Origin of the sequence: uncultured Slackia sp., assembly GCF_944321625.1 — a bacterium.
In the GTDB taxonomy this organism is placed as follows: domain Bacteria; phylum Actinomycetota; class Coriobacteriia; order Coriobacteriales; family Eggerthellaceae; genus Slackia.
Genome location: NZ_CALUMA010000074.1, coordinates 1 through 7,485 on the forward strand (window position 1 = coordinate 1; position 7,485 = coordinate 7,485).

The following is a 7,485-nucleotide window of genomic DNA, read 5'->3' on the forward strand; positions in this document are numbered from 1 at the left end:
TATGCCCGCTTCACCCTTACCCGCACGCACGCGCGAACCTATGCTTCGGAATCGCGCGAAAGCGAAGGGATATCGCGCACGCGCGGAGCGCGCAGCATGTCGCGCCGCGCACGCACTAAGCGAACCGAAAGAGAAGGAGGGGAAATGGAAGAGCAGACTGCCCACCTGACGAGCCGCCGCAGCTTCCTGAAAGCCGCTGGCTTCGGAATGCTTGCCGCCGCCGCGTCGACGGGTGCGTTCAGCATGGCCAACCCGGCCACCGCGTTCGCAAGCGACGCCCTGCCCACCACCAAAAGTGGAGTCACCGACTTCAGCGACACCATGAGCACCTACACCGACGTGTTCCCGGTGAAGATGCGCTCCATCCCGGTGCGCGACGTCGAGACCGACCTCGATCGCCAGGGCAACGTGGCCTTCGAGATGCGCGAGATCGACGAGTCGGAGATCACCCGCACCGAGGAGACGGACGTGCTCGTCATCGGCGCCGGCATCACCGGCACCTGCGCTGCGCTCTCCGCTTCCGACGACGGCACCACCCAGGTGCTCTGCATCGAGAAGATGAGCGAAGGCCGCGGCATGTTCGAGGGCATGGGCGTTGTGGGCGGCAAGAAGATGGCCGAGGCCGACAACAACGTCGACAAGGCCGAAGCCATGGACGCGATGCGCAACGCCGCGTACTACCGCGTGCCGGTCGATCCCATCAAGCTGTGGGGCGACCGCTCCGGCGAGGCTGCCGACTGGCTGCAGGACAAGTTCGACGAGGGCGAAGGCGAGATCGAGACTTACTACAAGGAAGTCAAGCCGAATTCGCATCTTTTCCCCACGGTGCAGACCGAGATCGCGTTCCGCAGCCCCCAGTGGTCCGAAGAGACCACCAACAACGCGGGCGGCGCGGGCATCTTCATCGTGAAGGACCTTGCCAACACGTTCTCCAAGCGCTCCAACGCCACGCTGCGCTACCGCAACGCCGGCGTGAAGCTCGAGCGCGGTGACGACGGTCGTGTGACCGGCGCTATCTGCAAGGATTCTGAGGGCTACTACCGCGTGAACGCCAAGAAGGGCGTTGTTGTGGCGACCGGCGGCTTCGACGCCAACCCGCAGATCCTCAAGGCCTGGTGCCGTCCCGAGGACATCACCAACTTCGGCTCCTGGTGCCCCGCGTATGGCACCACGGGTGACGGCCAGCTCATGGGCCTGGCCGTGGGCGCCCAGATGGACCCGCTGCCCGCGTGCGTCATGAACTTCGACATGGGCAACGAGGATGCGTTCTACTCCAGCAGCACGGGCATGCGCCCCTTCATCGGCGGCATCTTCATCAACGAGAAGGGCGTGCGCTTCGCTTCCGAAAGCCTGCCGTTCCAGGGTCGCTCCAACTCCATCTCCGCGCAGAAGAATTTCGGCGAGGGCTGCTGGCGCGTGGTGAGCACCACCCAGCTGGCTGACCTCGAGGGCGCGGATCGCGAGAAGTCCTTCGCTAAGTTCGAGGAAGTCAAGGCCAAGGGTTGGGCGTTTGAGTCTGACTCCATCGAGGGTCTTGCCGAGCAGATGGGCGTCGACGCCGAGAGCCTGAAGGCGAGCATCGAGCGCTGGAACGGTTTCGTGGACGCCGGCAAGGACGAGGATTTCAACCGTCCCATGGAAGGCGCCACGAAGATCGAGGGCGACACCTACTACGCCACCAAGTACCAGTCCTCCATCCTGGCCACCTGCTCTGGCCTGGTCGTCGACTACTACTGCCACGTGCTGGACTACGAGAACGAGGTCATCCCTGGCCTGTACGCCGCAGGCAACGCTTCGGGCGGCTTCTTCTCGGATTGCTACCCGCGTCACATCTTTGGCCCTTCGATCGGCCGTTGCATCACGTTTGGTTACGTGTCGGGTCAGAACGCTGCGCAGGAGGTGTAGAACATGAAGAATACTAAGCGTTTGAAGGCGCTCTTCGCCGTGGTCGCGAGCATCGCTGTGCTTGCGTTCGTCATCGCGGGCTGCTCTCCGAGCGGCTCCAGCAGCTCCAGCTCCAACTCGGGCTCTGACCTTGAGGCTGCGTTCCCCGAGCACACCGCCAGCGTTGAGGCGGGCGAGGGCGAAGCCGGCTACCATGCCGCGCTGGGCCAGGACTGCGAAAGCTGCCACACCGGCGACCTGAAGGCCGAGGTGGCCACGCTCGCCGGTCATGAGGACGGCTCCGAGCCTGAGCTGACCTCTTCTTACTACATGGACAGCCAGGTGTGCCTGGATTGCCATGGCGGCACGTGGGAGGAGCTCGCCAAGCTCACCGAGGATCTGGGCGACTACAATCCCCACGACACGCTGCACGGCACCATCGAGAACTGCAACGAGTGCCACAAGGGCCACTCCGAGCAGGTCGACCTTTGCTCCGAGTGCCATGACAATGGCGGCCAGGAGATGAAGGGCATCATCGGCGACGTCGACGCGTCTGCCGACGCCGAGGCTGAGGCCGCTGCGTAAGCCAACTCGCTGGTTGCGTTGCCGTCCGCGGGATGGCTTCGTAAATCGAACATCTCGACGCGCGCCCGGTTCTATTCCCCTCCTGTGAATCTGGGCGCGCATTCAGGCCGGACGAGACCGCTCGCCCGGCCTTTTTGCATTCGTTGAGCCTTTCGGTTTCCCGGGAAATGCGCGAATCCCCTCTACTCAGACGCTCGCCTGAAAACCCTGATTTTCAGGGGGTCTTACCTCAGCAATCGCACTTGACTCCGTATAATGAACGCATTCGTTCGAGGGAGAGGGAAGCAGATGGCCGATACATATGTGCGTGACGAGCGCGGGTTTGCCCTGCCGGGCGCCGACATCGACCTTCTTGAGGGGTCGGACTCCTCACATACGCTTCATCCCCTGCGATCCTGGGCATGGGCCTGCTCATCGCATGGCTGTGCTGCACGCATATCGATTCCATCTACCTTCCGGGTCCACGTGACGTACGCGTTCTCGCGGAAACGGGCATGCGCGTCGGTGACATCGGGACATTTATCGTTATGGCGATCGCGGCGCGTCGTATCGGTCCTTTAAGCGGCCACCGCATTCCCACAAGTGTGCTTGTGACGATTACCGCCGTGGGCACGGCCGTCATTGGGCTTGTGGTTGCTCCGGCGGACATGGGGCCTGACCTGCTTTTTTGCGACGTCGGTGGTTACGGCAATTGGCGGAGCGGTTTTGTTCTGTCTTTGGGCCGAAGTGTTTTGCCAGATGGGAACCACGTCCATGGTTGTTTACGGTGGCGGCTCGTGTGTGGCGGCGTTCGTTGTCTACTGCCTGGTATCCACCATGATGCAGCCATATGCGGTGGTGGCAACGGCGCTTTTGCCGGTGCTCTCGTTAGCCTGCCTATGGGCGAGCTTCAGACTGGTGCCCCGTGAGACGCCTCGCACGAAAGAAGTAAGCTATCCGGTGCCGTGGAAGATTGTCGCCATCATGGGTATTGCGGGCGTGCTTTCAGGGCTTACCGGGGTTGTTTTGGGCGAAGCGGCGAATCTCGGCGCGGTACATCGCATTTGGGCAACAGCGTGCGCGGGCGCGTTGATGCTGTATATGGCATTGTGGCGGCCCAGCATGTTCGACATGCGCATGATGACGCAGGTGTGCCTGGCTGTGACCGTTGTCGCGCTCATCTTTGTGCCCGGTGTTGCTATGGGGTTTGGCCAGGTGGTTTCATTCTTGATGAAGCTGGCCTATGTCTGGTTTACGGTGTTTGTAATCGCTGTTCTGGCGAACCTAGCGTATCGATTCGATTTGCCTAGTTTGCGCCTGTTCGCCATCGCGCGCGCCTGTAGCGAAAGCGGTATTTTTGTAGGCGTTATGCTGCGCGAGGCCATCGGGCGTTCGGATATCGTGCTGGATGCGCCTACGCTTGCCGGCGCATCGCTGGTCGGGTTTGCGCTGGTGGGCATCTGTGTGCTCATCTGGAGAAGCGAGAAGGCCGTGAATGCCGATTGGGGCGCAGCGGGCATCAGCCTGGAGAGCGGTGTGCATGTGGAAAGCCCGCGCGAGCGTCTGATTTCTAGCTGCAATCGAATCGCGGCGGAGTTTGGCCTGACGGAGCGCGAGACCGAGATGCTCATGCTCATCGGTCAAGGCAAAACGCGCTCGCAGATAGAGCAGGAGCTGTTTCTGTCGCAGAACACCGTGAAGACCCACATTCGCCATCTCTACGCCAAGCTGGGCGTGCACTCCAAGGAAGAAGCCTGCGCGCTGATTGGCGTGGAGTAGAGGCGAGGCGATTCGGGGGAGTACGTCGTTCCGGCCAAGAGAAATCGCATTCAAAAAGACTAAGCGCCAAACGAAAGCGGCTCGACAATATCGAGCCGCTTTGCTTAATTGCGCATATGTGATTACGTGCTCCTACAGGATGTTCACGCTCTCGCCGGCCATGGTTTTATTCATGTTGCGCACAGCGCACATCTTTCCGCACATGGTGCAGGTGTGCGGGTCAGAAGGCTGGGCGCTCGCCACGTACTCCTCGGCCTTCTCGCGGTCGATGGCCTCTTCGAACATGGCGTCCCAATCAATCTTCTGGCGGGCGCGGCTCATGCGGTCGTCCCAATCGCGCGCACCGGGAATGCCCTTCGCCAGGTCGGCTGCGTGGGCGGCGATCTTTACGGCGATGACGCCTTCCTTCACATCGGACACGCTGGGCAGGCGCAGGTGTTCGGCGGGCGTCACATAGCACAGGAAGTCAGCGCCATTGGCCGCCGCGATGGCGCCGCCAATGGCGGAGGTAATGTGGTCGTAGCCGGGCGCGACGTCGGTCACGAGCGGTCCCAGCACGTAGAACGGCGCGTTGTGGCACAGACGCTTCTCAATCTGCATGTTGGCGGCAATCTGGTCGAGCGTCATGTGACCGGGGCCCTCGATCATCACCTGCACGTTGCGCTCCCACGCGCGCTTGGTGAGCAGGCCAAGCTCAATGAGCTCGCTGATTTGGCTGGCGTCGGTGGCGTCGGCCACGCAGCCCGGGCGCATCGCGTCGCCCAGCGAGATGGTAACGTCGTGCTCGTAGAGGATATCCAGTAGCTCGTCGTAATGCTCAAAGAATGGGTTCTCGTTGCCGGTCATCTCCATCCAAGCGTAAATCAGGCTGCCGCCACGGCTCACGATGTTCATCATGCGGCCGCTGCGCTTGAAGCTGTCGATGGCCTTGCGGTTCATGCCCGCGTGGATGGTCACAAAGTCCACGCCCTCTTCGGCGTGCGCGCGCACCACGTCCAGGAAGTCCTGCGCGGTGATTTGTGCGAGGTCCTTCTCTAGATAACCCACGGCGTCATACATAGGCACGGTGCCGATCATCGCAGGCGACATGCCGATGAGCTCCATGCGGAAGTCGTGCGTCTTACCGTAGTTCGACAGGTCCATGATGGCCTCGGCGCCGAACTTGAGCGCGGTGTGCACCTTTTCCATCTCGCAGGAATAATCGTGCATGTCGCCGGAAATGCCCAGGTTGACGTTCACCTTGGTGCGCAGCCCTTCACCCACGCCGGCCGCATGTAGCGCCGTGTGCGCGTGGTTGGCGGGAATGGCGATGCTGCCTGCTGCCACGCGTTCGCGGACGATTTCAGGGTCGATGCCCTCGTCGGCCGCCACGGTTGCCATTTGCGGCGTGATGATGCCGTGCTTTGCGGCTTCCATCTGGGTGGAATATGCCTGGGTCATAGGAATCCTTTCGGTTGCTGTTCCGCATATTGACGCGGAACACGGTGGGGATGCTCCGTATTGTTTGCCGGCAAGTATATCCCTCGTGTGCGAGAGGATGGCGTGCACGTTTTCGACTTCAGATAAACGGCTTGCGATGACGGGTGTGCTTTCGTCGTAATTGCGTCGCACTCGCTACTTTTCGACGGAATTACGACGAGAAAAGTCTTTGCGGTTTCGAAAGTGGGCTCAACTTCCCTCAATCCATAGGTTCTATGCCGTTTACCGGACGCTCTTTTACGGTAAACTCTATACATTCGAAAAAACGCCGCCCTGCGCAAGGGAGGCTTGGTGCTCTTAAGTATGTCGATTCGCACGATGTTCGCAGGAGGTCAAGCAATCAGCAAGGGGGCGGCTTGCAGCTCGGGCATGCGCCTTTGCGCGATTCGAACGAGTGGACCGACTGCAAACCGTCCTCGGAGCCACCGCGTGGGGCGCGTGAGTTCTATGCGGCATTGCGCCGCGACGAGGGCCAAGCGCCCTAGAAAGGGACGGTGGTAACAATGGCAGCACCTGAGACCTTGCATGTCCGCAACATCGTGTTGGTCGGACAGGATGGTGCGGGCAAGACTTCCCTGGCTGAAGCGATGCTTCATATTTCCGGCCAGACTCCGCGCATGGGAACCACGCACGACGGCAAGTCTTACATGGACTACGACGCGGAGGAAATCAAGCGTAAGTTCACGCTGGGCACCTCCATCGCCCCCATCCCTTACAAGGATTACAAGATTAACCTGCTCGACACCTCGGGCCACCCCGACTTCATCGGTGACACGCTGGTTACCATGCAGGCCGCCGAAATGGCCATGTTCGTTATCGACGCCGTGGCAGGCCCCCAGGTCATGACCACCAAGCTGTGGCATGAGGCCGAGAACATGCGCCTGTCCCGTTCGGTGTTCATCAACCACATCGACCGCGAGAACGCCAACTTCGACGTGATCATGGCCACGCTGCACGCGCGCTTCGGCAGCCGCCTGGGCGCGGTCACTATCCCCATCGGTGTGGACAAGGACTTCAAGGGCGTCATCGACGTGCTGCGCATGAAGGCCCGCTACTTCGAGGGCGACAGCGAGCGCGTCGAGGACATCCCCGAAGAGTACGCTGACGCCGCGCAGGCCGCCCGCGACAAGCTGTGCGACCTGGTTGCCGAGGCCGACGACGACCTGATGATGAAGTACCTGGATGGCGAAGAGCAGCTGACCCAGGAAGAACTGGAGGGCCTGTTTGACAAGGCCATCGCTCAGGAGCTGTTCATCCCCGTGTTCGTGGGCTCCACCATCATCAAGCAGGGTATCCAGGGTCTGATGGAAGACATCTGCACCTACTTCCCGCACCCCACCGCTCACGGCCCCATCCCGCTGGCCGACGGCGGCGAGATCATGGTGACCAAGGAAGACCAGCAGGCCGCCGGCTTCGTGTTCAAGACGCTGGCCGACCCCTATGTGGGCCGCCTGAGCTTCGTGAAGGTCATCTCCGGCGTGTTCGAGCCCGGTCTTGAGCTGGTGAACGCTCGCACCCGCAAGAAGGAGCGCTTGGGCCACGTGTGCATCATGAAGGGCAAGGAGACCACCGATGTGAAGAGCGCCATGGCAGGCGACATCATCGTGATCCCCAAGCTTTCCGAGACCCGCACGGGCGATACGCTGTCCCACACCGGCGACATCGAAGTGGCGCCGCTGCCGTTCCCGGTGCCGCAGTACCCGGTGGCCATCGAGGCCGTCAACAAGAACGAAGAGGACAAGCTGGGCGCATTCCTGGCGCGCGTTGCCGAGAACGACC

5 protein-coding genes are annotated in these 7,485 nt (G+C 61.5%); 4 read left to right on the forward strand and 1 reads right to left on the reverse strand.

What is annotated here, in order from left to right:
- Positions 1-144: 144 nt before the first annotated feature.
- From Q0J60_RS06705 to Q0J60_RS06715, 3 genes are all read left to right on the forward strand, one after another.
- Entirely contained in the window at positions 145-1,905 is a 1,761-nt protein-coding gene (locus tag Q0J60_RS06705; RefSeq protein ID WP_294439786.1) for an FAD-binding protein, read from the forward strand.
- A gap of 3 nt (positions 1,906-1,908) precedes the next feature.
- A complete protein-coding gene (locus tag Q0J60_RS06710; protein WP_294439788.1) occupies positions 1,909-2,469 on the forward strand; it encodes a cytochrome c3 family protein in 561 nt (186 codons plus the stop codon).
- Positions 2,470-3,207: 738 nt separating this feature from the next.
- Positions 3,208-4,227, forward strand: a complete 1,020-nt coding sequence (locus Q0J60_RS06715) for a helix-turn-helix transcriptional regulator (protein ID WP_294439790.1) — start codon at positions 3,208-3,210, stop codon at positions 4,225-4,227.
- 132 nt (positions 4,228-4,359) lie between these two features.
- On the opposite strand, the gene thiC is transcribed toward Q0J60_RS06715, so the two are convergent.
- On the reverse strand, positions 4,360-5,667 hold the full coding sequence (gene thiC / locus Q0J60_RS06720) for a phosphomethylpyrimidine synthase ThiC (protein ID WP_294439792.1): 1,308 nt from the start codon (positions 5,665-5,667) through the stop codon (positions 4,360-4,362).
- Positions 5,668-6,209: 542 nt separating this feature from the next.
- Between thiC and Q0J60_RS06725 the strand changes: the two genes are divergently transcribed.
- Positions 6,210-7,485 (forward strand): GTP-binding protein (locus Q0J60_RS06725; RefSeq protein ID WP_294439794.1); only part of this gene is annotated, 1,276 nt, incomplete at its 3' end.